The sequence below is a fragment of the Acinetobacter sp. YH12041 genome (genome assembly GCF_013419975.1).
Lineage (GTDB): Bacteria > Pseudomonadota > Gammaproteobacteria > Pseudomonadales > Moraxellaceae > Acinetobacter.
The window spans coordinates 14798-39445 of record NZ_VOZC01000018.1 but is presented as its reverse complement, the minus strand read 5'-3'; the positions used below and the strand labels follow the sequence as shown (position 1 = coordinate 39445).

Below are 24648 nucleotides of genomic sequence, written 5' to 3'. Positions count from 1 at the left end.
AACGAAGTACTGCTTCGCCCGAGCGCAAGACCCACAGCTATGCTGTGGGTGCAAGAGGATAAGCTAAAGGTTGTTCTATCCTTTTTGAATAGTAAAAAACCCCAATCAACTCTCCACCATGAAAATGAAAATCGTCATGCATCAACCCTCATTTTCATGTTTAGTTTGATACCCACCGACGAGCCGGGTTTTCGAACTTTTCCCATCAAGCCTGTCTTCGGACAGGCTTTTTTTTGAAAAAGCCGATATGCTGTTGAAGAGAATGATTAAAAAGGTGAGTTAGGTTGCAATGAAAAATAATTATGTACTTCTTCTGGTTTCTACGCTTGTTTTATCTGGCTGTACTCCAGCGCTGCCTGAACAGGAACGCCCAATGCATTGGGGACAGGAACTGCATGAAGAACATAATTTTTATCAGATTAGCAATGAACTTTACCGAAGTGAACAGCCAAGCGATGAACTGACGCCCTTATTAAAACAATATGCCATTAATGTGGTGATCAACCTGCGTTCACGCGATAAAGATACGGATATTTTGTCAAATGAAGACCTCAAGCTTAAACATGTTCCCATTCATACCTGGGCTATGAATCGCGAGGATTTACTGAATGTGATGCAGTTAATCCAGCAGGCACGACAAAATAATGAAAAAATACTTTTACACTGTTATCACGGTTCAGACCGTACCGGTGCCAGTGTGGCCATGTACCGGATTATTTTTCAGAACTGGCGCATTGAAGATGCAGTACAGGAAATGAAGCATGGCGGTTATGGCTTTCATTCAATTTGGCGCAATATTGAAAAATTATTTACTCCTGAAAATGTAAAATGGATTCGCGAGCAACTCGCGAATCCATCTACAGAAACTTCAGTTAAGTAAGAGAGTTAACGCTTATCTAGCGGCACCCAGTCATTCACCCAGGCTGATTTCATGTTCAGGCTAGCATCAGATGCGATTTTCTTACGCAGTGCATCTGCTGTTTCACGGTCTTTAGATGGACCGACCATGATACGCACACCTTTAGATGTCTGGCTCTTGGTGACCTTGTAGCCTTTGGCTCGCAGTTTGGCCGCAATGGCATCAGCATTGGCTTCATTGGCAGCCAATGCCACCTGCACCATCCACTGTTTATCACTTTCACCTTCAAGAAGTTTACGGGCTTTTTCAGCTTCAGCCTTTTTCTTGGCCTCTTCTGCTTTATGTTTCTCTTCAGCTTTGCGCTTTTCTTCTGCCTTACGTTTTTCTTCAGCAGCTTTATGCTCAGCTTCTTTTTTCTTTTCAGCCGCTTTGTGCTCTTCCTCGGCCTTACGTTTTGCTTTAGCTGCCTTATGCGCTTCTTCAGCTTTACGTTTCTCTTCTAACTTACGTTTTTCTTCTGCAGCCTTCTGCTCTGCCTGTTTCTTGGCAGTATCAGCTGAAGTTTGGGCTTTTTGCTGCTCAAGTTTCTGCTGTTCTAACTTTTTTTGTGTAGCAGCCTTGTCTTCAGCCAGACGTTTTTGCTTCGTCTGTTCATCTTCTGCCAGCTCAGGTGGAATATTGTCTGAACTTTGCTGTCCCATACGATGGGCATTCAAAGCAGCATATTCTTCAGCCGCACGACGTGCTGCATCTGCCTCAGCCTGCTGTTGCATGGCTAAAAATTCAGCTGCACGGGCTTCCTGTTCAGCCACTGCTTTTTCGCGGTCACGACGCTGCTGTTCCAGCAGACGTTTTTCTGTTTCCACATCGACTGTTAAAGAACCTAATGAATTGTTGACTGTATCTTTTGATTCTACTTCTGCAGCCAGTGCCGGGTTTTGCTGACGATCCTGATGAATTTCATTTTGGCCTTTCAGGAGTAATGCTGCCAATAAAACACCACCACCTAGTAAAACAACGCCACCCATCCAGCGTTGTTTGTTATTCATTGACATTCTTCCAAATACTCCCATACCGCTTCTAAGGTATGAAATGATCCACATACCAAAATCAGCTGATTATTCTCTGTTTCATCCAGCGCTGATTTAAAAGCTAATTTTACATTGTCAAATTGTTCTATCAATTCACCTTGCAGTGCATCAGTCAAAAGTGTGACCTCTGCCGCACGTGGTACAGATAATGGTGCAATTTTCCACAAATGAACAGTGTCTTTCAACAACTTGACGACAGAATTTATATCTTTATCTGCCAGCATGGAAAATACACAAATGACTTCTTTATATTTCTTGTTGTAATTTAAATAATTGCGTAATTGTTTTAACAGGAACTCTACCCCATGCGGGTTATGTCCGGCATCAAAAATTACAGTCTTATTCTGAATTTCTCGGACTTCAAAACGCCCCGGCAATTTAGCTGCCTGAACTCCTTCCGCAATCGCTGTCTGGTTGACTTCCAGACCACTTAGCAAGATCGCTGCAACTGCTGTCGAAATATTATCCAGCGCCAGTGAACCTGTCGGCAATTTTAAAGTCGTACCTGACGATGCAAAGGCCCAGGTTTTGCCATCTTCAAAGGCTTCATAGAAATAATCACGGTTAACTGCATATAATGGCGCATTGCATTCAGCAGCTTTATCCAGAATGGCTTGCGGAATATCTTGCTGACCACCAAATATCACAGGAATATTCGGACGGATAATGCCAGCTTTTTCAAAAGCAATTTTTTCAATGGTGTCACCGAGCCAATCGGTATGATCTAGCCCAATATTGGTGATGACTGCAACATCCGGATTGACCACGTTGACCACATCCAGACGACCGCCCAATCCGACTTCCAGCACCCACACATTACACAGTTCATGTTTAAAAATCACAAATGCAGCAAGTGTGGTTGCTTCAAAGAATGACAGGCTTAAATCGCATTCGCGACGTGCCCGATCGACTTCAACAAAAGCATCAATCAGCAACTGGTCTTCGACTTCAACCCCACGTAATTTCACCCGTTCATTAAAACGATATACATGAGGAGACTGATACAGTCCGACCTTAAAACCCTGAGCATTGAGAATGGCAGCCAGAGTCGTGGTCGTTGAACCTTTACCATTGGTTCCGGCAACCGTCAGGACTTTAGCCTCCGGATTGATCACGCCCAGCTTTTCAGCCACAGGAATAACACGTTCCAGGCCTAAATCAATCCCCGTAACGTGAACATGGCTCCAATAATCGAGCCATGTATCAAGTGAATCAGTTGCTAATGGTGCTGTGTTCAAGGCAGGTTCATCAATTTCGTGATAATACGATAAACTGTATCACGTAATGCATGACGGTGAACAATCTGATCGATTACACCATGATCAAGCAAATATTCAGCACGCTGGAACGGTTCGTCCAGTTTTTCACGTACAGTTTGTTCGATCACACGTTTACCCGCAAAGCCGATCATGGCTTTCGGTTCAGCCAGATGTACATCACCCAGCATGGCTAAAGACGCAGTGACACCACCGTAGACTGGATGGGTCAATACCACTACATAAGGCAGACCTGCTTCTTTCAAACGCTGAATCGCTGCTGAAGTACGTGCCATTTGCATCAAAGACAGCATGCCTTCCTGCATACGCGCGCCACCAGAAGCTGCAAAACAGATTAGAGGTTGATGTGTTTCAATCGCACGCTCGGCTGCCTGCACAAAACGGTCACCCACTACGGTACCCATAGAGCCGCCCATGAAGTCGAATTCAAATGCAGTTGCAATCATTGGCACGCCTTTCAGCAGACCTTGCATCACGATCAGTGCTTCAGTTTCACCCGTTTTCTTTTGTGCTTCCGACATACGCTCAGGATAAGCTTTGCTGTCGACAAATTTCAGTGGATCTTTGGCCGTAAATTCCTGACCCATTTCAGTCTGTACCTGATCAAAGAACCAGTTCAGACGGTCACGTGCTTTCATTTTCAGATGTTCATCGCATTGTGGACAAACATAAGCATTAAATGACATTGCAGTACGTGTCACCAAAGCATGACATTCAGGGCACTCAATGGTTGGCTCTGTGAATGTCGCTTTTAGGGTGGTTTGCTCATCAGGTACATGAATGCCCGGAACAATACGCTCCGTCCATGGGGTCGATGGGCTCAGAATTTTGCCTGATTTCACTTGTTGACTCATACTATAACTCATCGAGCGCTGCTCGAAGCTCCTTGACTTTATTCACCGTCGCAATAACGGCTTGTTCTGGCGCGAGGGTTGCAAACTGTTTTACAAACGCACTTCCCACAATAACTGCATCGGCAGCAACACCCATCGCTTTCGCAGATGCAGCATCACTGATACCAAAACCCACGCCTACAGGAACATCTGTCTCTGCCTTAATTTTCTGAATACGTGCAGCGGCTTCAGATACATCCAATGTCGCAGCACCCGTTACGCCTTTCAGCGACACATAGTAAATAAAGCCACTGGCCTGTTTCACTACATGCTGAATACGCTCATCAGTTGAGGTCGGAGCCAACAGGAAAATCTGATCCATTTCATATTTTTCCAGCACTTGACCCAGATCTTGAGCTTCTTCAGGAGGCAGATCGACCAGAAGCACGCCGTCGACACCGCATTCATAGGCATAAGCCACAAACTTTTCATAGCCAATGACTTCAACCGGATTGAGATAACCCATGAGTACCACTGGTGTTTCGCGGTCTTTCAAGCGAAATTCTTTCACCATGTGCAGGGCATCCAAGGTATTAGTGCCACCGGCCAGCGCGCGTTCAGCGGCCAGAGCAATCACCGGACCATCTGCCATTGGATCTGAAAAAGGAAGACCCAGTTCAATCACGTCGACGCCAGCGTCCACCATCTGGTGCAGCAAAGGTACGGTTACCTCTGGATGCGGGTCACCAGCCATAACATAAGAAACTAAAGCTTTACGCTGTTGAGATTTAAGTTGTCCAAATCGTGTGGCTAAACGTGACATAGGGCTGAGCTTTCCTTAAGGTGTTTCAAACTTGAGACATTGACTATGTAGAAATACAAGACATCGCATTGTAACGCTATTTTTTGTACATTGAACAGTGTGCAACATCGACCTCTGGCATTTCATTTCCTGTGCGAGGATTTCAGAACAACCCGAAGGGATCTATTTACGATTATTTTGATTTTTTTCTCAATGATCAAAGATGCCTAATTTTGGCATTCCCTAAAATGTTGAATATTTAGATAAACTTATTTTTATCATGGAAAAATTAATAAAAATGCAGATGTTAGCGCATTCATTTAAAGTTTTCTGAAATTGCAAAACCTGTTTTATACTAGCCCCATTCTCTTATTTTTTTATCTCCTATGCAGACTGACTCTGAAGGTACAGTGCAGGCACGCGCCATTGCACTGTTGCCGCTTATTGTATTTTTAACCATCTTTTTAGGTAGCGGGATCTATCATTCTCTTATCGGAACTGAATTTGCGTTTTATCAGATTAAAGCACCTGTTGCCGCCCTGCCCGCGATTATCTTGGCTGCATTAGTGTATCGCGGCAAACTCAACCAGGGTATTGAAGAATTTCTGAAAGGTGCCAGCCATCCCAACCTGATTCTGATGTTCATGGTGTTTATGCTAGCCGGTGCTTTTGCCAGTGTTAGCAGTGCGATTGGTAGTGTTGATGCTACTGTACAAATGGGCCTGTCCGTTATTCCTCCGAGTTTTGTCTTACCGATGCTGTTTGTGATTTCGGCATTTATTGCGACGGCGATGGGTACCTCTATGGGAACCATTGCCGCCTGTGCACCCATTGCCTTTGGCTTTGCACAAGTGACCGAGATTCCGGTGGTTTATGCGATCGGCGCCGTGGTCGGTGGGGCAATGTTCGGTGATAACCTGTCTATGATTTCGGATACTACCATTGCTGCAACCAGCAGCCAGAAAGTGCAGTTACGTGACAAATTCAGAGTCAATGTCTGGATTGCTGTGCCGGCTTCTATCGTCACGATTTTGATCTATATCTTCAATACTGGTAGTTCTAGTCCAGTCGAATACAAGGACTTTAACTGGATTCTAGTCCTGCCTTATATTGCGGTCTTTTTACTGGCTTTTAGCCGTCTGCATGTTCTGGCGGTTTTAACCATCGGTGTCGTGTTATCGGGTTTATTCGGGCTATTTGCTACGCCAGATTTCAATATCCTCAAGCTGAACACTTCCATTTATGATGGCTTTGTCGGCATGTTTGAAGTGGCATTGTTATCCATGTTCCTGGGTGGCCTGTCTGCGATCATGCAACGTGAAGGTGGTTTACGCTGGCTGATCGAACGCATCTACGCGCTGACCCGCTTATTTAAAGTGGGCCGTCAGCGGGCCGGTGAAATCGGGATCAGTTTCTTGGTCGTATTTTCGAATCTGTTTGTAGCAAATAACACTGTCGCGATTATTCTGGCTGGTGATATGGCCCGTGAAGTGGCGAAAGAATATGGGGTTGATCCGAAACGTGCCGCCGCCCTGATGGATATTTTCTCCTGTGTGGTACAGGGGCTGATCCCTTATGGCGCACAATTATTACTGGCCTGTTCGATTGCCAAACTTTCTCCAGTCGAGCTAATCGGGGGCGTGTATTACTGCTGGATTCTGGCAATATTTGCGGTGATCGCAATTACTTTCCGATATCCTAAATTAAAAACAGCTTAAATTAAGTCATGAGATAAAGCGGCCAATGATGGCCGTTTTTTTATGCCTGATCCTGTTTTAATTGTTTTCTATATTGCAATAAAGTCCTGCCTGTTGCTGCCTTATAAGCGCGGGCTAAAGCGGACTGGTCAGAATAATCCAGTTGTTGGGCGATTTCGGTCAGGCTTAGGGGCTGATGCAATAAGCTTTCACAACGCCTGATCCTTTCCTGTTCCAACAATTTTTTAAAAGAACTACCTTGCTCATTTAGCTGACGCTGCAAGGTTCGAGTCGATACAAACAGTTGCTCGGCCAGCTGTTCAATTTTAATCGCCTGTTGTCTGCTTCTTAGATGCTCCGCAACCACTTTTTGAGCCTGAGTCAAAATACTTTCTACAGGTGGTTTGGCTGCAATCGCTTCTTCAGCTTGACGAATCAATAACTGTAATAACATTGGATCGGCCTGTTCCGATTTCAGGTTCAGTCCCTGTATATCCAGTTCAAAGCCATAATCCTGCTGTGAAAACTGCACTTCCGCAGCATAGAATTTTTGATAGTGAATTCGGGCAATTTCTGGCGCATGAGCAAAACGCACCCGACGCAAGAGCAAAGGATGATCCTGCAAAATAAAACGTCCCAATTGCACCATGGCTGCGATAGTTAGCTCATTCAGCAGGTTATAACGCTCATCCTGATAAATCCAATACAATTCAATACTCTGCGCATGCTGTCTTAGTTGCAATGGGACAAATTCACTCCCATCAATGACCAGTCGCTGAAAACGCATGATGTAGCCGATGATCTCAGGAATACTGCTGCTTTTGGATACCATATAGCCCAGCACACCAAAATGTTCTGGCCGAATACATTGCACAATTTCAAAAATTAACTGTGGACACGCTAGCTGTTTTTGGGTTCTTAACAGGATGCTATTGAGAAAATCCAGCGGAACTTGTGCATCAAAAGGCTGATCAATCAGTCCAATGAGCTGAGGTCGTAGATCTGCAAGAAACTCTGCGGTTAAAGGTTCTATATTTAAGCTACGCAAATAGGTGGCCCATAGTTGGATATAACCATTGGAGATTTTGATGTCCTGCATGAGCGCGTCCCTGTCTCCACTGCGAATGTATATTTTATTTTTCTATGGCGTAAAATGTATAAAAATTGGCCATATCTGTCAAAACAATTTGTGCAATTCTGAACATACTGTCAGCATCTCCAGAAAAAGAATGAAAGCAGATGAACGCACCTTTAAAATCTTCTGTACAGCCTGTGGTACGCAGTAATCTTGATTTTAAGCTGAGTGAAATTCCGCGTTACTGGTTTGGTGGCGATCCATTCCTGACCCGTATGTTTGATGCACTGAGTCTGACCTTTCCAGACGGTGAACGTTATTTCATTCAGAGTGTGCGTCTGTTCCGTGACCAGATCAAAGATCCAGATCTGCAAAAACGGGTAGCTGATTTTATCCGTCAGGAAGCACAGCATGGTATTGCCCATGACAAGATGAATAACCTGATGCGGGAACAAGGCATGCCGGTTGATCAGTTTATTCAGCGTCTGAACTACATGATGAACTATGACCTGAAGAACCGTTCACCTGAGTACAATATTGCAGTCACTGCAGCCGCAGAACATCTGACCGCGCTCATGGCTGAAACTTTTTATGGACAAAAAGATACTTTAAGAAATGCCCATCCTTTTGTTCGCGCCATGTTTGCCTGGCATGCGATTGAGGAAATGGAACATCGTGATGTTGCTTTTGATGTGATGAAAGATGTGGCAAAAACGCCAGAATGGCTGCGTCAATATACTTTGCTCATTACGACTTTGCTGATGTTTGGTTTTACCATTTACCGTGCCAATGTCATGCTTAAACATGATGGCTTTAGTCCGCTGCAACGCTTGCAAATGAATATCCGGGGCTTACCTTGGTTCTTTGGCAAAAAAGGCACTTTGACTCGTATGGGTAAACAGTATCGTGACTGGTTTAAAAAGGATTTCCATCCATCCCAGCACCCAGTGATTGCTCAATATGATGTCTGGGTAAAAACGCTGGCAGAAACCGGCGATCCGATTCAGGCAGGAGAAGCCTTCTGGCAAGCTGCAGAAGATTAAACCTAGAAATCAAAAGCCTTCGAGATTGAAGGCTTTTTTAGATTTAGAAGTTAGAAAAATGAATTACCATTTGGCATAGTGCTGTTCTAAAAGTCCATATTCATTAACCAGTACAATATCTTGGCCATCTTGCCGGATGGTACCGGATACTTTTGCTTGCCACTGGCTAAACTGGCTGCCGACCAGACGCAGATTCAGATTTTCATAACGGCGCCAGCCTGTGTATACATTCAGGTTCAAGCAGCCATCCAATGACTGGATGTTCCAGCGTTCGTCAGATTCCTGCTGAAATAACACATCCGCCACAGGATAAATTTTGCCATTTACCCACAAACAGTTTTCATTACCAAAGCTTTCATTGACACCGGAAGCGAGATTGATCCCGATACGGTTACGATTGGCATCCCAGAAATTACAGGACAACCAGAACCAGGCAGTTTCAGGACGCAAAAAGCCACAGGTATCATCCAGAGAGGCGAAGGTGCGCTCATTAAACTGGATGGTTTCACCTTGCTTATTTACGAAATAACCTTCACAACCCAAAGTGGTCAATTTCTGGGTATAGGTCCAGCCATTAATTCCGGTCGGACTGCACATACTCAGCGGATCTGTACCTGCACAGAAAATTCGGGCACTAAGCTTGATTTCACCATATTTGGTCACATGGATATAACGCACCCCATTGGCATGCTGGATATCAATCTGAAAGGGAGATTTGTGAAAATAACTATGATTAAACAATGGCTGTTCATCTAGCACCGTATTGCGCGAGAAGAAATTGATCGCATTCCATTCCTGCACTTCATTGGTGCTATGGTTATAGATATAGAAAAAACTGTGCCCGGCCCAAGCGATATCCGCAATTGCAAGGCCAATCGTATAATGCTCGTGTTGAATACTACAGAATTTAAATTTTTTATATTTTAGTTGTTTACGCCAGCCAGTCAGTACATCGCCATAGGGATTTTTGTACTGGTACGTATGGTAATCAATACTTTTTGGAATTTCCTTGAAACGTCCGTAACGTGGTTGTCCATTTTCCTGAATTAAATCCATTAAGACATTCCATCTCAATCAAAAACTATTTTTGCTTGAAGCTATTATGCCGATTATTGAGATTTGATAAAGAATTTTTTAAAACCGTTCGTCAGCTCTTCCGGCCAATTCTGCTTAAAATAACCATTTTAATTTTCTGAATGAGAAACTGATTTTTTGCTGTTTTATCCAGAACTTGTATAATTTTTATACCACTTCCAGCCAGATTGATCCTTCCTCTTCATCTTTAAAAATTTTCTTATCTATAAAAATAAAAAAATCGTACTGAATAGCTTCAATACGATTTTTTTAATCCACCTTACTCTCCTTTTAGATAGGAGGGTTTTCACCCCTCTTTGAAAAAGAGGGATCGGAGAAAATTTTACATCTCAACCATTTCTACGCCATCAATACGGGCAACAGTCATCAAGTCTTTATCACCACGACCAGAAACGGTCGCAATAATGATTTGATCCTTGTCCATGGTTGGGGCAAGTTTAGTGACATAAGCCATCGCATGTGAGCTTTCAAGCGCAGGAATGATCCCTTCGATCTTGGTTAGATCACGGAAACCTTGTAACGCTTCCTGATCATTGATCGGTACATAGTTCACGCGTTCCATATCTTTCAGGAAGCTGTGTTCCGGACCTACACCCGGATAATCCAGACCGGCAGAAATTGAATGCGTTTCAATGATCTGGCCTTCTTTATCAGACATCAGGTAAGTACGGTTACCATGCAGTACACCGACGTGACCCGCATTCAGTGGTGCAGAGTGCTTGCCAGTTTCGATCCCTAAACCTGCAGCTTCAACACCATACATTTTCACATCCTGATCGTTCAGGAAAGGATAGAACAAGCCCATTGCATTCGAACCACCACCGACACAAGCCACCAATGCATCTGGAAGGCGACCTGCCTGTTCCTGAATCTGACGGCGTGCTTCACGGCCAATAATAGACTGGAAGTCACGAACCAATTGTGGATATGGGTGTGGACCAGCCACCGTACCAATCACATAATAAGTTGAGTCAACATTGGTAACCCAGTCACGCATTGCCTCGTTCATGGCATCTTTTAATGTTTTAGAGCCACTTTCTACAGGAACAACTGTTGCACCCAGCAGACGCATACGGTAAACGTTCATCGCCTGACGTTTCACGTCTTCGGCACCCATGAACACCACACATTCAAGACCTAAACGTGCTGCGATGGTTGCCGTTGCTACACCATGCTGACCGGCACCAGTTTCTGCAATAATGCGTTTTTTGCCTGAAAGTTTAGCCAGTAAAGCCTGACCAATTGTGTTATTTACTTTATGTGAGCCAGTATGGTTCAGATCTTCACGTTTCAAGTAAATTTGCGCACCACCCAACTCTTTTGACCATCGTTCAGCATGATATAAAGGACTAGGACGACCTACGTAGTAGGCTAGATCACGGTCGAATTCTGCCAGAAACTGTTCATCATCTTTCATGCGGAAATAAAGCTTTTCCAGATCTTGTAAAGCCGCCATCAGAGTTTCTGACACAAAACGCCCGCCATGGATACCGAAATGTCCACGCTCATCCGGGAATTGGGTATAGTCAATCACGGGCTTGTTGTGATTAGTACTTTGCTGATCCACGATGGACTCCTTGCATAAAGCGTTCTATGAGTTGTTGGTCTTTTATACCTTTTGCGGATTCGACACCACCACTAACATCAACAGCATAAGCCTGTGTGGTGTGAATTGCTTGCTCGATATTGTCCGGGTTTAAGCCCCCAGCCAGGATCAAGGGAATATCTAATTGAGGAAAGGTGCTCCAGTCAAAGCTGTGGCCGGTACCACCTTTTAAATCAGGATGCCATGCGTCTAACAGTACTGCGCTGGCCCCTGCTGTCTGATAACGTTGAATCTCAGCGACTACGTCCAGATCAGGTTTGACCTGAATCGCTTTATACCAGCGACGCCCAACCTGCTTTGCGATAACCTGACATTGTTCAGGGCTTTCATCACCATGAAACTGCAGAATATCCAGCGGAACAGTTTTTAAAATATCCCGGATGTCATCTGCCGTACTATTAACAAATAAGCCCACCACTTGAATATAAGCTGGCACTGCTTTGACCAGCACTTCAGCCTGTGCCTGAGTCACGCTACGTGGGCTCGGTGGATAGAACACAAATCCAATGGCATCACAGCCGGCATCAGCAACAGCTTGGACATCTTCAACTCGGGTAATTCCACAGATTTTGGCACGGGTTCGCATATAGTGTTGGCTCTGATTTACCAAGATATCAAGTAATCTATGAGATTGGGGTGAATCATTGTAATGCAAATCATCGATCTTGCGTAAAGTTCATACGGATTATTCTTGATCTTGATTGTTTAAGTCATAAGCAGACTTTATACTTGCCACAATTTGCAACGAGTCAAGGCCTTAAGGCTTTAGGGAAGTTGGTGCAAATCCAACGCTGCCCCCGCAACGGTAAAAAATGAAAAGCTTGTCTTTATAAATCCTCAGGATTTACACCACTGCATCAATATGTGGGAAGGTGGATAAGTAAGTATGTTTCAATACTGCATTTAAGTCCGGATACCTGCTTGTTGTGTTCTTTAACTCAATCATTCACGGGGAGTGAATGTATGGAGCACATCTCATGTCTATTCCATTTCAACCTACTGCCTTGGTAGGTGCGATCGCACTTGCGTTGGGTTTTACTTCATCAGTTCATGCTGCCGAGCAAAAAATTGCTCAAGCTTCTTTAGATACGATTGTGGTTACAGCAACTCGCTCTGCAGAAAACATTGAAAATGTACCTGCGCGAATTTCAGTGATTGAACCTGCGACTCTTGAGCAATCACCGATTAAGGCTCTTCCGGATTTATTACAAACAGATCCCAGCATAAATGTGGTGCAGTCAGGCGGTTATGGCCAGCAGACTTCTCTGTTCTTACGCGGTACTAACTCCAATCAAGCTTTGGTTTTACGTGACGGCGTTCGTTTAAATACCGCAACTACCGGTGCAGCCTCTATTCCATTTCTGGATACCACTGACCTCAAGCAGATTGAAATATTAAAAGGCCCCGCATCCGTGCTGTATGGGACAGATGCGATTGGTGGTGTAGTTCAGTTCGTCACTAAAACACCTGAAAAAACTGGTGCTTTTGTATCTGGCGAGATGGGTGAAAACCAGACTTATAAATCACTGGTTGGTGCAGACCTCGCAGAAGATGGAATCTATGCACAGATTCGTGGCCAGATTTTAGAAACTGATGGCACTCCGGTATTCAACATGAATGACAGTCGTGACTATAGCTATGACCAGAAAGGATATAGTGCAAAATTCGGCGTTGAAAAAGAGCGTTATGCTGCATCTCTAGATTACAGCCAGAATTCAGGAAATGGCCAATATAGCGACTGGGGTGTCTTTTCCAGCCAGAATTTCAAAAATGAAATCGTCAATTTAAAAGGTCAGATTCATCCTACTGAAACCACGGCCATTCATGCACGACTTTCCCAGTTTAAAGATGACCTAAATCAGGTCACATCTAACAGCTTTGTACACAGCACGACACAAGAAGCTGAAATCTATGGCAAATGGAATTTTAGCCCGACCCAGAATGTTTTATTAGGTCTGACCCAACGTAATACAGATGCCAAAACCCAAGCTATTGATGAAGACATCAATTCAACTGGTTACTACATTCAGCATCAATACCAGAATCATGGTTTCAGTACCCAACTCGGTCTGCGTGTCGAAGATAATGAAAAATTTGGTACGCATACGGTGGCACAAGGCGGGATTCGTTATCAGCTGCTTCCGAATACCAGCATTTATACCAATATCGGTTCAGCTTTCAAGGCACCCACTTTAAATGATATGTATGCCTTTGGCGGCAATGATCAGCTCAAACCTGAAGAAAGTATTTCTTATGAACTGGGAATTGATCAAAAATTACCATTCAATATTCTGGTTGGCGCATCAGCTTTTCATACGGAAGTCGATCACCTGATCAATTCAACCTGTATCAGCACTTGTGACGGTGACTGGGTCAACACCTTCCCTGTCTATCAAAACCAGAATATTGATGAAGCCAAAATGACAGGTGGTGAATTAACGGCACAATGGAAAAAAGATCAATTCTTCATTAATGCCGGTTACACATACGTCAAGACTGAAGATAGCAAACACAATACCGAGCTGCTGCGTCGTCCGCGTCAGTCCTTCACTGTTTCCACAGGTCTGCAAAATGCCGATTATGGTCTAAGTGCAGCATTGGTTGCGAAATCGAAAGCCAAAGATTTTGCTCGTGACATTCCAGGCTATGCACGTGTCGACCTGAATGCTTACTGGAATATCAATCCAACCGTGAAGCTCTTTACCAATATTGAAAATATCGGTGATGTGAAATACAAAACTGTGCATAGTGCGGGCGACCAATACTATATCAATGGTGGCCGTCTGGCTTCCGCTGGTGTCAGTTTCAAATACTAGAACCAGCCAATCTAAATAAATACTTTTGAGGATCATGTCATGCCTATGGCATTATCCTTTTGATATTCAGCATTCAAAATTTTAAGGAATTCAAATGGGCCACCGTTTAAGTAAGATCTATACCCGTACCGGCGATTCAGGCACCACAGGATTGGGTGATGGCTCACGCGTTGCCAAAGATGACTTGCGTATTGCCGCGCTCGGTGATGTGGACGAGCTAAATGCCATCATTGGGGTTTTACGCGCACAAATCGCGGCAAGCAGCATTCAGGATAAAGCGACTTGGGATAAATCTTTAAGCCTGATCCAGCACTGGTTGTTTGATCTGGGTGGTGAAGTGTGTATCCCTGGCTTTAACCTGGTTCAACCAGTCTCGATTGATTTTCTGGAAAATGACATCGATCGTATGAATGAAGCTTTGCCGATGCTGAAAGATTTTATTTTGCCTGCGGGTACTTTAGTTTGCAGTTTTGCTCATCAAGCCCGTGCCGTGTGCCGTCGTGCAGAGCGCAGCGTGATGTCAGTTCACTCACGCGACCAGAATATTCAGGCGACTTCCCTGCAGCTATTAAATCGCCTATCTGACTGGCTGTTTGTGGCTTCACGCACCTTGCAACGTGTTGAAGGTGGTTCTGAGGTGTTATGGCAAAAAAATATCAACGAAACCATTGATCAATAAATCCGCTAAAATGTATTAAATTGCACGGAAAATTCTGCGCCAACAGTATTTGCAACAAAGTGTTTCAGGCGCAGAATATTGCAATACTCCTGTCACAACTCTTCATCATTATGTTTTCATCTTCACTTCTTCAGGTTATCGCAGCATGCGCATAATTGGACATCGCGGTGCGCGTGGGGAAGCACCTGAAAATACACTAGGCGGTTTTCAATATATTCAGGATATCGGGATTCGCGCAGTCGAATTTGACGTACGCCAGCTTAAAGACAATGCCCTGATCATCATGCATGATGATAATTTTGTACGCACTACCGGTTTGCAAAAGCCCCTCTACGAATGTAGCCGTCAGGATCTCAGTCAATATAATCACGCAGTAAAATGGTCAGAATGGAACAAGGTCGAAGCCACTCCTATGCTGGATCAGACCTTAACCGTGATTCATAACTTTGACCATATTGAAGTTGAAGTCAAAAGTGTAGCGAGCCAGGCCGATGCTGAAAAAATCACGCTTGAGCTTGAACAGCAGTTACAGGGTTATGAGCAGTCAGTCGTAATTACCAGTTTTGATCCTAAAATCCATCAGGCTTTGCAACAGCAAAATTCCAGTTTAAAACGCGGCCTTCTGATTGAAACAGATGTGAAATATCAGGCGATTGATCAAGCTTTAGAACTTGGCTGTTGTCAGATTGGCTGGATGAATGAACTGGCCAGCAAAGATATTATTCAGGCCACACAAGCTGCCGAACTCACCATCAGCGTCTGGACCGTAAATGATGTTAATCGTGCCAAAGAATTACGCGACTGGGGTATTCAGGGTCTCATTACCGATTATCCGAAGTTAATGATGCAACATCTTTAAATGACCCAAAATGCAAGATTCTATATATAGATTATTTTTCTTTAAGCCTTGAAAAATAATTTAAAGAAGAATGCCTGTCTGTAATCTTGTTTAACTTTGGGTTACGGGTTTGCTTACAAATTTATTTCTCTGCAATCTAGTAGAAAAAATGAACATTCACTTAACTCATTTTAAGAAAGTAAATTTGATTAAAAGCTTCAAAAATCTCAGTGATTTACTCGGAAATCAGGGCCTGTCTAGCCTGCGAGAATGGTAGTTTTCATCCTACTTATTCTGTTACCGATAAGTACAATACAACCGTACAATAATGCTAGTGATGCCCTAGGGGGCGTGCTAATATGAATGACTTAACCGCTGTTAAAATAAACAATAGCGGCCTCTGCTTTTTGTTATACCTTCCCAGGTTCCAGGAGTGCTGTTGGAGATGAATGCTCCCCTACCTCAAGCCCCAATTAACTGGGTCGCTGTGTTTGCTCTGGTAGTTTTACCCATTGTAGCTGTTATCGCGATTCCGTTATATGCGTATCACCATGATTTTAGCCTTGCCGCTTGGATCAGTATGTTTGTTTTGCTCGGCGTTAGCAGCCTGGGGATTACAGCGGGCTATCATCGTCTTTGGGCACATCGTGCTTATGAAGCGACTTTACCTTTAAAAATCATTTTAATGATCATGGGTACCTTTGCCGTGCAGAACAGTATTCTGTACTGGGGTTCAGGTCACCGTACCCATCACCGTCATGTCGATGACGTGGAAAAAGACCCATACTCAATTAATAACGGCTTCTGGTATGCGCACCTGGGCTGGATGCTGCGTGACTATCCTGCTGCAGAACCAAACTACAAAAATGCACCAGACCTGCAAAACGACAAAGTCGTTATGTTCCAGCACAAATACTATGTGCCTCTAGTAATTGCAGTACATGCTGCGATTCTCTTGCCAATTGGCTGGGCTGTAGGCGATGTTTGGGGTGTATTATTATTGGGTGGTCTGGTTCGTTTGATCCTGAGCCATCACGTGACCTTCTTCATTAACTCACTATGCCATATGTGGGGTTCACGTCCTTATACGGATGAAAACACTGCACGTGACAACTTCTGGTTAGCGATTGCTACTTGGGGTGAGGGTTATCATAACTACCATCACATCTTCCAGTACGATTACCGTAATGGCGTGAAATGGTGGCAATATGACCCAACCAAATGGTTAATCTGGACTTGCTCTAAACTGGGCCTGGCTAAAAATCTGCGCCGTATTCCAAGCTTTAATATCAAAAAAGCTGAACTGGCAATGAAGTTTAAATATGCCGAGCAGGATCTGGCGGTATATGGTCATAATGTCAATGAAGACATTATCAATGTAAAAAGTAAGATTGCTCAAGAATATGAAGCCTTTACTCAAACATTGAATGACTGGGCCAAACTGAAAGAACAGGAAATTCAGGTGAAAAAGGCTGCTGTGGCAGAAAAAATTCACCAGATGGATGACAAGCTTAAAGTTGAATTCCAGCTGGTTGAACAGCGTCTTTCTCATCATCGTGAAACACTGAATCTGTTAGTACGTAATTTGAAAAAAGCGCCTGTCTCTCAATAAGATTTGAATTCTCAAAAAAGCTCCTGAAATCAGGGGCTTTTTTTATTTTTGTCTGTCTTACTTATACTTTCCTTTTACAACAGTTTTAAACAGAGATCTTTGTTATATTGCTTTTATTGCCTAAATATTTTGACTGCTATGTATTTTAATTCCCGATATCAAACTCTCCCTTCTCGCCTTTACCATCATCAGCCCCCACTGCCTTTAAAAGGTGCTAAAGCGGGACATTTTAATGCTGCGCTTGCTGAGCATCTGCAATGGTCTGAGGAAGATAAAGCACAATGGGTCGAAATCTGTAGTGGTCAAAAAACCTTTGCCGAGTTTGAACCTTTGGCCATGGTTTATGCTGGCCATCAGTTTGGTCAATGGGCAGGTCAATTGGGTGATGGACGTGGTTTATTGATCGCTCAGATTCTGGATAAAGATCATCAGACCATTGATCTGCATTTGAAAGGTGCTGGTGCAACGCCTTATTCACGTATGGGAGATGGTCGTGCAGTGTTACGCTCGGTGATTCGGGAATACCTAGCCGGACACGCCTTAAATGCACTAGGTGTAGAGTCCAGTAATGCGGTTGGTTTTACCTCTTCCGCTCAAGGTGTACAGCGTGAAAAACTGGAACCGGGTGCAATGCTATTACGGACGTCTGACTGTCATATCCGGTTTGGACATTTTGAATGGATCAATCAGTATCAGCCAGACCTATTGCCTGTATTCACACAAAAATGTATGGAATGGCATTACCCGCAATGTCTGCAAGCAGAACAGCCTATTCTGGCATTTGCTACCCAAGTGATTCAGCGCACGGCAGTGATGATTGCCAAATGGCAGCTGGTCGGATTTGCGCATGGTGTCATGAACACTGACAACCTGAATATTACCGGTTCAACGCTAGACTTTGGCCCGTATGGGTTTATGGAGCGTTTCCGTCCCAACTGGATTAATAACCACTCGGATTATCAGGGTCGCTATACTTATCAGCAGCAACCAAGCATCGGCCACTGGAACTTGTGGATGTGGCTGAATAACCTGATTCCATTATGTCCTGAAAACTATGATGAAGAACAATGGAAACAGGATCTGGCCCAATGTCTGGAACATTATGAACCGACCTTCCTGGAACATTATAAGCATGGCCTAAACCAGAAAATGGGTTTACCGAGTTTTCACAAAGACAGCTTTGACTGCGCCATGGCTTTTCTCAGAATCTTACAAAGCGAGCAACTCGACTATACGCAAAGCTTTATTCGCCTGCAGAATCATGAATATGAAGCAATCAAGGATGATTGTTTGGATCGCCGTCAGTTTGAAGCATTCCTGACTCAATATGAAGCGATCCGCGAACATCAGGATACTGGAGAATTAGATGCCGCCATGCAACTCGTCAATTCACACTATATCCTGCGCAATCATATGGCACAGAAAGCAATTGAACTGGCTGAGCGGGATGACTTTTCCGAAGTCGATCGCCTGTTTAAATTATTGAGTCAGCCCTATTTAAAACAGCCAGATCTGGAACACCCTGAAGATCTAGGGCCATTACCGAGTGATGTACCTGAAGTCATGGTAAGTTGTTCATCTTAATTTATTCACAAGACAACCAAAAACTGTGGATAATTTAAGCATTATCCACAGTTTTATTTTGATTTATTCGTAACTTATGACCTTACATCAAATCTCCGCAAAGATAGCGATAAGTTTACCTGAAGTCACTGTGACTCAGCCTTTCGGTGAAGGTTGTGATGTATTCAAGGTGCTAGATAAAGTCTTTATGCTTCAGTTCTATCTTCAAGGCAAAGCTGTCATTAATTTAAAAGTAGCGCCTGATTATGGTGCTATGCTGCGAGATACTTATTCTTATATCCATGCGGGCTGGCATATGAATAAACAGCACTGGATTTCAGTGTATGAAGATAATGAACTGGATGAATCTCTGGTTGAGGACCTAGTACAGAATTCTTATGAGCTGGTAGTATCGAAATTAAAGAAAGCAGAAAAAGTACGAATTAAGTTATTACGAACATTAGAAAAATAAGTGCAGATACCACCGATGACTAAGATCAAACCAATAACATTAAAGACAAAGCGTTTAATTCTTCGCTCCTACCACTGTGGTGATGAAATCAATTTATTTCAAAACTATTTTAGCGATCTAGCAGCATCAAAATATTTGCAAAGACATCCACATCGGAATCAAACTCAAACTCGACAAACTTTAGAAAACTGGGCGGGACAAAAGTGAGAAGACTCAGATCCTGAGTTTATGTGGATTATTGCAGATCATTTAATTCAGCAACCTATGGGTATTTTGATCTTTATACAAAGGCATGATATTGGAGAAATTCTCTTCGGGCTTGGAACTCCTTATCAAGGACAAGGTTTGATGTGTGAAGCGATGACTTCGGTAATCCAATTTCTAAAACAAAGCCAAAAACTAACGAAAATTGAAACCTTTTGTGCTACTGAACATTTAGCGTCAAGACAAGTGTTAGAAAAAACAGGTTTTCATAAACAGCAACTGCTTCGTGCTTGGACCATCTTTCCTTTATTGGGAAATGACCTTAAAGACTGTATTCAGTATATTCTGCCACTAAGATCAAAATAAACCTTAACTCATCTAAAAGCTTTAGATATTGCGACAATATGAAAAAAGCCCAATCATTTCTGGTCGGGCTTCTTCTGATTGGAGATTTTAGGCTTAAGCATTCCTTTTATTCAGAAACTTAAACACGCCAAACAACACCGCAATCCACACCGGCAACATTAACACTGACAACATAAAGCCTTGTGTCCACATGATGTATAAAATCATCAGCATAAAAGCCAAAACAAAATAGTTACTAAACGGCGCAAAGATCGCTGGGAATCCGGTTTGAATCCCCTTTCGTTTGATGGCTTGTCTAAATTTCAAATGAATCAAACTGATCATCATCCAGTTCAATACCGCAGCTGCTACCACAATATAAATCAGGTAACTCAATGCTTTTTCAGGCACAAAGTAATTCAGGATCACACAGCCAAAGATCAGAAATGCCGAAAACAATACCGCTGCCACAGGCACACCATGTTTATTCACGCTCTTAAATAATTGCGGTGCATTCCCTTGTTGAGCCAGCCCCATCAACATACGGCTATTGGCATACATGCCACTATTACAAACTGAAAGTGAAGCAGTTAAAATAATGAAATTCAGTAAATGTGCAGCCCATTCAATCCCCATCTGGCTGAAAATCATTACAAATGGACTATGATCTAAATCGCCTAAATTCAGCTGATTCCATGGTACGAGTGAAAGTAATACGGCAAGCGAGCAGATATAAAATAAAAATACCCGAATCACAGTTTGATTTACAGCACGTGGAATGTTCTTATCAGGATTTTCGGTTTCTGCCGCTGCCATACTAATCAGCTCAATGCCGCCAAAGGCAAACATCATAAAGGCGAGCATATAAAACAGCCCATCAAAGCCATTCGGAAAAAAGCCACCATGAATCCATAAATTGCTGATCGAAGCGGTTGAGGTTGCATCAGCAGTGACGAGCAAATATATGCCAAAGATAATCATTGCAATAATGGCAAGGACTTTAATCATCGATAGCCAGAATTCAGACTCACCATAAATTTTAACATTGGCTAGGTTGGCAAGTGTTACTGCCAAAAAGAAAATGAGTACAGATACCCAGGCTGGAATATGTGGCCACCAGTAATTGATATATTTGCCAATGGCGGTCAGCTCTGTCATTGCGACCAGAATATATAAAATCCAGTAATTCCAGCCGGTTAAAAAGCCTGGAAATTTACCCCAGTATTTAAATGCAAAATAACTGAATGAACCAGTCACAGGCTCATGCACAATCATCTCACCTAACTGGCGCATAATCAGGAATGCAATCAAACCACCAATCAAATAGCCCAGAATAATGGAAGGTCCTGCGGACTGAATAATTTGTGCGGACCCCAAGAATAATCCGGTTCCAATGGCCCCGCCCATAGCAATCAGCTGGATATGACGGTTCTTTAAACGGCGCTGTAGTTGCGGTGTTTCACTCTCCAAGACACGCTCTCATGATGAATAAAAAACCGAATTGTAGCGGGTATCCAACTAATCAACTAATACATAAATTTAAGTTATTAATTATTAAACTTTTATTTTTTGTATCTACTCAGATAAAAAGAAATACAAATAATTGATTTCATAATAGATGCTATTTAAAAGTTATTTACCTTTTAATGCTCCATAACTTTTCAATAGAAATAGCTCGTTTTTGATGGATTATTGCGTCGCATTAAATGCCTCATGGTAAACCGCTTCTCCATGTGGAATAGATCCATTAAATGCAATGACTTGAAAGTATTCTGATGGAACATCCTTGAGGTAAAGTTCTGAAAAAGCCTTAAACCCGAAACGACCATAATATTGAGGATCACCGAGCACTACACATCCTTGAGCCCCCAACTGTTGCAGGCGATCTAAAGCTACCCGTATAAGTAAAGTGCCGATTCCCTGTCCTTGTTTTGCAGGTAATACCGAAATTGGGCCAAGACCGTACCAGCCAGTTTCACCTGAAGAGATAGTGACAGGTGAAATAGCCACATGGCCAACCAGGTGATTATTTTCAATCGCAACTAGAGAGATCGTTAACTGCCCATGCTTACGCAAACTATTTACAATGAATTGTTCAGTATGACTTGAATGGTCAGCATTTTGAAAAGCCGCTCGAGTCAATTCAGTAATGGCTGGAATATCTTCAAACTGTTCATCCCGGATTAGGATTTTCATTATTTTGGCTCTCTTATATTGATCATTTTCAGAAATAAAAAAGCGAACAAACCAAGAAGTCTATCCGCTTTTCTTTAACGAATTCGAATATCAGTCTTCAGGATATTCAAAACGGTAACCTACCCCATAAACAGCCTGAATCCATTCATGACGGTTACCAGTTTCTGCCGCATCTGAAATTTTACGACGCAGGTTTTTGATATGACTATCAATCACACGGTCTGCCACATCAAAACTGTCTGGATTGATATGATCTAGTAATTGTGCTCGTGAATACACCTGGCCGACATGCTCTAGGAACAGCTCCAGCAAACGGAATTCAGTCGGGGTCAGGTTCAAGGCTTTTTGCTGATACCAGATACGCTGTTGTGATTTATCCATACGGAATAAATCATTGCTTTCCGGCTCAGCTTTACGGTCTAAACGGCGTAATACGGCTTGTACACGGGCAACCAGTTCTTTTGGACTAAATGGTTTACAGATATAGTCATCCGCGCCCATATTCAGGCCAAGTACACGGTCAATTTCTTCAGTACGCGCAGTCACCATAATGATCGGCAAGTCTGACTGTTCACGCACTTTACGGCAAATGGTCAGACCATCCATACGCGGCACCATCAAGTCCAAGATCATCAGGCTCGGTTTACGCTGGGTAAAACTGTTATATGCTTCTTGCCCATCATGAAACACGCTGACTTCAAAACCAGCAGCCTCTAGATAATCTCGCACCAACAGGGCAAGTTCGACTTCGTCTTCAACCAGCATAATATGTTTCATGAATATATTTTCCTTTATGGTTTCATTTGTTTAGGAAAGCTCAGCTTGCATCGTAAACCACCTAATGGTGAATGTGCAAAGCTTAAGCTACCACCCATAGCCTGAGTAATTTTACAAGATAGGGCCAGACCCAAGCCTGTCCCACCGGTGGCACGAGTACGCGAATCATCGACACGATAGAAACGTTCACCAATGCGAGCCAGCTGCTCATCAGTCAGACCGAATGGACTGTCATCGACATATAAGGTCCATTCTTTCTCATTCTGTTCGGTATGGATATGTACCTGTCCACCGGCTTCTGTATAACGAATACTGTTGCTGAGCAGGTTGGCTACAATCTGCTTGAAACGGTCCAGATCTAGATCAACTTCAGCACCGTCACCTTCAATAGTCACTTTCAGATCAGCCTGTTCAAATTTAGGCTGGAAGTTCATTAATTCCTGCTGCACCACCTCCCATGGATTTACAGTTGCATAGTAAAACTGTAATTGCTGGGCATCAGCCTGCGCTAGAGCTGCCAAGTCCTGAGTCAGTTTTTTCAGGCTGGTTACCTGTGCCAACATCGATGCAAAATGCTCTGGTGTCGGTTTACGGATTCCATCCTGCATCGCTTCAATCTGTGCCTGCAAGACTGCCAGCGGAGTTTTCAGTTCATGTGAAGTATCTGCTACCCATTGACGGCGCGAAGTTTCATGCTGATCCAGAATCACTGCCAATTGATTCAGCTCATTAGACAGATCACCCAGCTCATCATTACGTTTCACTTTCACCTGATGCTGATAATTACCGCGAGTCAATTCACGCGTACCGTTCAACAAACGCTGAATTGGTTTTTTAAAATAAGTTGCCAGTAATAATGCAGCAATTAGACTGGCTAGAATACTTAAACCATAAACTAAAAATAGGTAACGTTTCTGATTACTAAAGAAATTAATACTTAAAGCATCATCTTGGTCTAAAACCGGTTTTAAGCCCAGATAACCAACCACCTGGTTTTCGACCATAATCGGACGATAGGAAATCTGCTCATCAGATGCTTCGCCTACTACAAAACGACGTTTGGCATCATAGAGTGACAGGCGTGAACTCAGACCCAGACGGTCTGGCATCTGGATAAACTGCTTCTTGCCAGTGGGCTGCTGAACCGGCTGTTGACCGCCATTATTGTCTTTACGGTCGGTTCTAAACAGGTTCTGATTGGAGCTAAGTGGAAATCTTAAACCTTCAAAGGGCTGGAATTGTGAAGGCAGGTTAGATGCCAGAATACGTAATTCTTCTTCATTGACTGAACGTGGTGTTAAATTTGGCTCGACCATACTTGAAGGCGCTACAGTGGCTAAGGTCTGCTCATGAAAATAACGCTGCTGCAAGGCAATATCATATTGACGGCGCAACCACCAGCGCGATAAACGGTCATAATCATCCGGTGCAGCTTCACCTTCGATTTGCAGAATCTGCGCCTGAATGGCGTTCCCCCAGTCTTCATATACCGTATAGACATCAGCCAGATTCTCGATCACATGATCCAGCTTCTGCATTTCTACGTCTGCGACATAGCGGGTAAAGTTGCGCTGCATATTCAGATGCAATACGCCCAGACTCACCGTGGTAATTACCAGGGTGGTCAATAAAACAGTCAAAAATAGACGTAATGCAATCGGAATACGGCGTATCTTCAAAGTAAAAATCTCAGTTTTTCTTCTCTATATTCATTATTGTAGCGAACACAGACTTAAAAAACTCTCCATTGTCTCTTCATCTTTATTAT

22 protein-coding genes and 1 riboswitch are annotated in these 24648 nt (G+C 43.3%); of the genes, 10 read left to right on the top strand and 12 right to left on the bottom strand.

Annotated features, from left to right (window positions below; all coding sequences use genetic code 11):
* Window positions 1-289: 289 nt before the first annotated feature.
* A complete protein-coding gene (locus tag FTU00_RS12590; protein ID WP_180138164.1) occupies window positions 290-880 on the top strand; it encodes a dual specificity protein phosphatase family protein in 591 nt (196 codons plus the stop codon).
* A 5-nt stretch (window positions 881-885) separates the two neighbouring features.
* On the opposite strand, the gene FTU00_RS12585 is transcribed toward FTU00_RS12590, so the two are convergent.
* Genes FTU00_RS12585 through trpA form a run of 4 tightly spaced genes read right to left on the bottom strand, consistent with a single transcriptional unit; the run spans window position 886 to window position 4883 of the window.
* Window positions 886-1914 carry an SPOR domain-containing protein gene (locus FTU00_RS12585; RefSeq protein ID WP_373686192.1) on the bottom strand — a complete coding sequence of 343 codons (1029 nt, stop codon included), beginning with the start codon at window positions 1912-1914 and terminating at the stop codon, window positions 886-888.
* Window positions 1905-3188, bottom strand: coding sequence for a bifunctional tetrahydrofolate synthase/dihydrofolate synthase (gene folC / locus FTU00_RS12580; RefSeq protein WP_179993249.1), 1284 nt, complete (start codon window positions 3186-3188; stop codon window positions 1905-1907). Before folC ends, FTU00_RS12585 begins: the two co-directional genes overlap by 10 nt.
* Window positions 3185-4081: an acetyl-CoA carboxylase, carboxyltransferase subunit beta gene (gene accD / locus FTU00_RS12575; protein ID WP_034169942.1), complete on the bottom strand. Its 897-nt coding sequence runs from the start codon at window positions 4079-4081 to the stop codon at window positions 3185-3187. The genes folC and accD overlap by 4 nt, the downstream gene beginning before the upstream one ends.
* Window position 4082: 1 nt before the next feature.
* Complete coding sequence (trpA, locus tag FTU00_RS12570) at window positions 4083-4883, bottom strand: tryptophan synthase subunit alpha (protein WP_004782187.1); 801 nt, start codon at window positions 4881-4883, stop codon at window positions 4083-4085.
* A 365-nt stretch (window positions 4884-5248) separates the two neighbouring features.
* Between trpA and FTU00_RS12565 the strand changes: the two genes are divergently transcribed.
* The gene (locus FTU00_RS12565) at window positions 5249-6580 is read left to right on the top strand and encodes a Na+/H+ antiporter NhaC family protein (RefSeq protein ID WP_175966720.1); all 1332 of its coding nucleotides are present in this window, start codon (window positions 5249-5251) and stop codon (window positions 6578-6580) included.
* Window positions 6581-6620: 40 nt separating this feature from the next.
* On the opposite strand, the gene FTU00_RS12560 is transcribed toward FTU00_RS12565, so the two are convergent.
* A complete protein-coding gene (locus FTU00_RS12560; protein WP_180179822.1) occupies window positions 6621-7658 on the bottom strand; it encodes an AraC family transcriptional regulator in 1038 nt (345 codons plus the stop codon).
* Window positions 7659-7798: 140 nt separating this feature from the next.
* Between FTU00_RS12560 and FTU00_RS12555 the strand changes: the two genes are divergently transcribed.
* Complete coding sequence (locus FTU00_RS12555) at window positions 7799-8677, top strand: metal-dependent hydrolase (RefSeq protein ID WP_180011772.1); 879 nt, start codon at window positions 7799-7801, stop codon at window positions 8675-8677.
* 63 nt (window positions 8678-8740) lie between these two features.
* On the opposite strand, the gene FTU00_RS12550 is transcribed toward FTU00_RS12555, so the two are convergent.
* From FTU00_RS12550 to FTU00_RS12540, 3 genes are all read right to left on the bottom strand, one after another.
* Window positions 8741-9733 carry a DUF2804 domain-containing protein gene (locus tag FTU00_RS12550; protein WP_180179821.1) on the bottom strand — a complete coding sequence of 331 codons (993 nt, stop codon included), beginning with the start codon at window positions 9731-9733 and terminating at the stop codon, window positions 8741-8743.
* A 361-nt stretch (window positions 9734-10094) separates the two neighbouring features.
* A complete protein-coding gene (gene trpB, locus FTU00_RS12545) occupies window positions 10095-11339 on the bottom strand; it encodes a tryptophan synthase subunit beta (protein ID WP_004782182.1) in 1245 nt (414 codons plus the stop codon).
* On the bottom strand, window positions 11320-11964 hold the full coding sequence (locus FTU00_RS12540) for a phosphoribosylanthranilate isomerase (protein WP_180179820.1): 645 nt from the start codon (window positions 11962-11964) through the stop codon (window positions 11320-11322). Before FTU00_RS12540 ends, trpB begins: the two co-directional genes overlap by 20 nt.
* A gap of 143 nt (window positions 11965-12107) precedes the next feature.
* Window positions 12108-12318, top strand: a riboswitch (cobalamin riboswitch).
* A 37-nt stretch (window positions 12319-12355) separates the two neighbouring features.
* On the opposite strand from FTU00_RS12540, the gene FTU00_RS12535 reads away from it, so the two are divergent.
* The 7 genes from FTU00_RS12535 (at window position 12356) to FTU00_RS12505 (ending at window position 19928) form a co-directional block, all read left to right on the top strand.
* On the top strand, window positions 12356-14194 hold the full coding sequence (locus FTU00_RS12535) for a TonB-dependent siderophore receptor (RefSeq protein WP_180179819.1): 1839 nt from the start codon (window positions 12356-12358) through the stop codon (window positions 14192-14194).
* Window positions 14195-14288: 94 nt separating this feature from the next.
* Window positions 14289-14873 (top strand): cob(I)yrinic acid a,c-diamide adenosyltransferase, encoded by a 585-nt coding sequence (locus tag FTU00_RS12530; RefSeq protein ID WP_159124153.1) that lies wholly within the window; start codon window positions 14289-14291, stop codon window positions 14871-14873.
* A gap of 145 nt (window positions 14874-15018) precedes the next feature.
* Window positions 15019-15732, top strand: a complete 714-nt coding sequence (locus tag FTU00_RS12525) for a glycerophosphodiester phosphodiesterase (protein WP_104495371.1) — start codon at window positions 15019-15021, stop codon at window positions 15730-15732.
* A 424-nt stretch (window positions 15733-16156) separates the two neighbouring features.
* The gene (locus tag FTU00_RS12520; protein WP_104495369.1) at window positions 16157-17323 is read left to right on the top strand and encodes an acyl-CoA desaturase; all 1167 of its coding nucleotides are present in this window, start codon (window positions 16157-16159) and stop codon (window positions 17321-17323) included.
* 138 nt (window positions 17324-17461) lie between these two features.
* Window positions 17462-18907, top strand: a complete 1446-nt coding sequence (locus FTU00_RS12515; protein ID WP_180179818.1) for a YdiU family protein — start codon at window positions 17462-17464, stop codon at window positions 18905-18907.
* 76 nt (window positions 18908-18983) lie between these two features.
* Window positions 18984-19358, top strand: coding sequence for an MmcQ/YjbR family DNA-binding protein (locus FTU00_RS12510; protein ID WP_180179817.1), 375 nt, complete (start codon window positions 18984-18986; stop codon window positions 19356-19358).
* Between the two features lie 228 nt (window positions 19359-19586).
* Window positions 19587-19928, top strand: a complete 342-nt coding sequence (locus FTU00_RS12505) for a GNAT family N-acetyltransferase (protein ID WP_180179816.1) — start codon at window positions 19587-19589, stop codon at window positions 19926-19928.
* A 93-nt stretch (window positions 19929-20021) separates the two neighbouring features.
* Here the strand turns inward: FTU00_RS12505 and FTU00_RS12500 are convergent, their stop codons facing one another.
* From FTU00_RS12500 to baeS, 4 genes are all read right to left on the bottom strand, one after another.
* Window positions 20022-21377 (bottom strand): amino acid permease, encoded by a 1356-nt coding sequence (locus FTU00_RS12500; protein ID WP_180179815.1) that lies wholly within the window; start codon window positions 21375-21377, stop codon window positions 20022-20024.
* A gap of 219 nt (window positions 21378-21596) precedes the next feature.
* The gene (locus FTU00_RS12495) at window positions 21597-22103 is read right to left on the bottom strand and encodes a GNAT family N-acetyltransferase (RefSeq protein ID WP_180179814.1); all 507 of its coding nucleotides are present in this window, start codon (window positions 22101-22103) and stop codon (window positions 21597-21599) included.
* Window positions 22104-22193: 90 nt separating this feature from the next.
* Window positions 22194-22880 (bottom strand): response regulator, encoded by a 687-nt coding sequence (locus FTU00_RS12490; RefSeq protein ID WP_034704234.1) that lies wholly within the window; start codon window positions 22878-22880, stop codon window positions 22194-22196.
* Between the two features lie 14 nt (window positions 22881-22894).
* Window positions 22895-24559 carry a sensor histidine kinase efflux regulator BaeS gene (baeS, locus tag FTU00_RS12485; protein ID WP_180179813.1) on the bottom strand — a complete coding sequence of 555 codons (1665 nt, stop codon included), beginning with the start codon at window positions 24557-24559 and terminating at the stop codon, window positions 22895-22897.
* Window positions 24560-24648: the final 89 nt, after the last annotated feature.